The sequence below is a fragment of the Chitinophagaceae bacterium genome (assembly GCA_007695095.1).
Classification (GTDB): domain Bacteria; phylum Bacteroidota; class Bacteroidia; order Chitinophagales; family REEL01; genus REEL01.
The window spans coordinates 1-2,689 of record REEL01000005.1 but is presented as its reverse complement, the minus strand read 5'-3'; the positions used below and the strand labels follow the sequence as shown (position 1 = coordinate 2,689).

The 2,689-nt window shown below is 34.5% G+C and carries 4 protein-coding genes; 2 read left to right on the top strand and 2 right to left on the bottom strand.

Annotation, left to right across the window (positions count from 1 at the left end):
- Both EA412_00100 and EA412_00095 read left to right on the top strand, forming a co-directional pair.
- Positions 1 to 115 (top strand): DUF418 domain-containing protein (locus EA412_00100; protein TVR84869.1); only part of this gene is annotated, 115 nt, incomplete at its 5' end.
- A 126-nt stretch (positions 116 to 241) separates the two neighbouring features.
- On the top strand, positions 242 to 844 hold the full coding sequence (locus EA412_00095; protein TVR84868.1) for a hypothetical protein: 603 nt from the start codon (positions 242 to 244) through the stop codon (positions 842 to 844).
- A 375-nt stretch (positions 845 to 1,219) separates the two neighbouring features.
- Here the strand turns inward: EA412_00095 and EA412_00090 are convergent, their stop codons facing one another.
- Entirely contained in the window at positions 1,220 to 1,849 is a 630-nt protein-coding gene (locus EA412_00090) for a hypothetical protein (GenBank protein TVR84867.1), read from the bottom strand.
- Positions 1,839 to 2,342: a sigma-70 family RNA polymerase sigma factor gene (locus tag EA412_00085; GenBank protein ID TVR84866.1), complete on the bottom strand. Its 504-nt coding sequence runs from the start codon at positions 2,340 to 2,342 to the stop codon at positions 1,839 to 1,841. The genes EA412_00090 and EA412_00085 overlap by 11 nt, the downstream gene beginning before the upstream one ends.
- Positions 2,343 to 2,689 lie beyond the last annotated feature (347 nt).

Sequence of the window (2,689 nt, the reverse complement as noted above, 5' to 3'; positions counted from 1 at the left end):
CATTCTCCAGGTAGTTTGGAGCCACTATTGGCTGAAGCATTATCGCTTCGGCCCGCTTGAATGGCTATGGCGCTCCATGACGTATAGAAAGTGGCAGCCTATGAAAAGGGCCTGACGCTAATAACCTTCTTTGATCTTTATAAAAAAAAACTTTACTCAACAATGTCAATTTTTTTCCTGCATAGGCATGTAAATAAGTGAAAGTGAAATTTTAGGTACGCTAACTAATTTGGGTAAGACAATGAAGAAACATGTATGCAACAAAAATATCCTGATTCGGTTTTTGGGATTATACCTGTTGGGATTATTGATATTTTTTGCTTCTTGGCTTTTAAGTTTCCACCTTTTCCCTGAAGGAATAATGAGAGACACGAGCCTTGCCTCAAAATTAGCTGGAAGCGACATTTCTTTGAGTATCGGCAAGGAACTAACACGATTATTTATCATTAATCTTACAATGAGTTCGGTTATAGTTTTGTTTAATTTATCCTTTAGAATAAATAACATACCATTAGGGTATCTGATTCCACCTGTTTGGTTCTTACTTTATGGGCTTATTCTGGGGTCAAATTCATTCACATTTGCTATGGCCGAGAGAATTGCTCCATCTTTATCTGTTTTGGGACGAAGTGGACTTTATGAAATGGCAGCCTACACCTTAATTGCGGTTTCTACCTATAATATATCAAGGTTCGAGATAAAAGCACTTTTTAAAACCAATCCTGAAAAGATTACCAAGCCGATAGTTTTTCGGCGTCAGCAATACATTGGTTTAATCGTTGCTTTGCTCATATTATTGGCTTCAAATATTATGGAAGCCCTCATGATATACAACCAAATCTAAAAGATGGCATTGAAGATATGCTTAAAAAAAGAATTTGTAGAGAAGCGAGTTTTTTGGACAATTCAGTTTGAAGCGATTTTATACAGCATCATGTTTGGATTATTATCAGCCTGGCTCCTGTTTTAGTTTTACAGAAAATCTGCAATATTAAAAATTGATAGAGAATAAATTACCATTAATGATAATAAGGTAAACGCCCTTTGACAAAAGTGCAGAAAACAGAAACTAAAAATATCAACCGACAATGCTATAGCCAATCCCGCACGTGCGGGACGGGACAAGATGGGGAGTTTTACGGGCTCTGCTCCGCATGGGCTTTTGCAGTGGTGGACAGTGACGTGCTCCGAAATGCACGCCAGATTTTAGCCTCAACCGTTAGCAATAATTGCAAAGACGATCGTGCAGATCTTTTAGAAATTGCAATTTATTTATCTGATGCTTACGGAGTTTTATCAAACTATAATAAAGAATAGCAAAAAGAATTGGTGTAAAAATAATAAACCCCCACATATCTTCATTTATGAATTTATCCGAACGAAATACTTCAGTAAAATATAGCTCTGAATAGTAGACATGAATTGATAAAACAGATAGGATGTATATAATAGGGATGATATAAAAATTTATTCTCCTGTATTTGCCAATTAGCCATTTAGACAACAGATTGATTTCTGTCTCTAACCATTCTTTGACCGGTTTATCCATTTTGCTCCGTTTAAATCGATACCATTCCCGGATTACGTAAAATAACGCAAACAATACAATTGACCCTAGTAGGATATTGTTTGCAACATATAGGCGATCATCTATTCTATGAGCCGTAGATATTAATAACCAAACCATTAAGCCTATACAAACTGGAATAGCAGTAATATTCAAGATTAAAAATTCGGTAAATACTTGTCTGGCCTTTGACGATAATAACAGATCTAATTCATCCCTGGATTTCTGTTTAATATCAGAGTTGACAGTTCTCCATATTAATTGTAACTCATTATTTTCCATGGCTTTGTGTTTTAATGTTTTGTTTTAGTGCTTCTTTTGCCCGATTAATTCTAACACCCACATTCGACTTTGATATGCCAATAATATCAGCAATTTCATTATAGCTCTTTTCTTCCAAATAAAGCAGCATGATTGATTTGTCAACATCTTCAAGATTATAGATTGCATTTAGCAATAATTGCAAGGATTCATTCTTTGAAATATTATCAATTAAATCAGAGCTGTCGTGTATTTCAGGGACTGTTTCTCTGTACTCAATTCGTGACACCTTTTTAACCCTTGAAATTGAAGTATTTATTGAAACAGCGTAAATCCATGAACCGATTCTATTATGATTTTTAATTGTTGGGTACGACTTCCAAAGTTGATAAATGATTTCCTGAATATTGTCTTCTCTATCAGTTCTATTTTTAAAGTATACCAAGCTGACTTTATATAATATCCCTTGATAATTTGTAAGTATTTCGAGAAATTCCTCTTTCAATGATTTCATGGTTTTGACATCTGTTTCTAATAAAGTATTTCTGGATTTGAATTTATTACAAAAAAACAGAAATATTTTTAGATTAGTTAACCAAATGACTCTATATTTGAATGATAGAGGTGAAACGATGCGCTAACACAAGAATCCCGGGACCATTGACACAAACTGAAAAGAGATAATACGGAACAAATTATTTCGTGAAGAAAAATTTATCTCAAGTGAAATAATCATATGCATGAACAGCAGGGAAACCATCCATCAACCACCAGACCTAAACAACCGCCAATCAATCCTTTCCAGATAATCAGCCAAATCATAACCCTTTAGCCTTCCCTCATCATGTGCATGTTTCTCAA

Bases quoted from the DNA above. Each gene is read 5' to 3' on its own strand.
- EA412_00095 (TVR84868.1), top strand. From the start codon at position 242: ATGAAGAAACATGTATGCAACAAAAATATCCTGATTCGGTTTTTGGGA.
- EA412_00090 (TVR84867.1), bottom strand. From the start codon at position 1,849: ATGGAAAATAATGAGTTACAATTAATATGGAGAACTGTCAACTCTGAT.
- EA412_00085 (TVR84866.1), bottom strand. From the start codon at position 2,342: ATGAAATCATTGAAAGAGGAATTTCTCGAAATACTTACAAATTATCAA.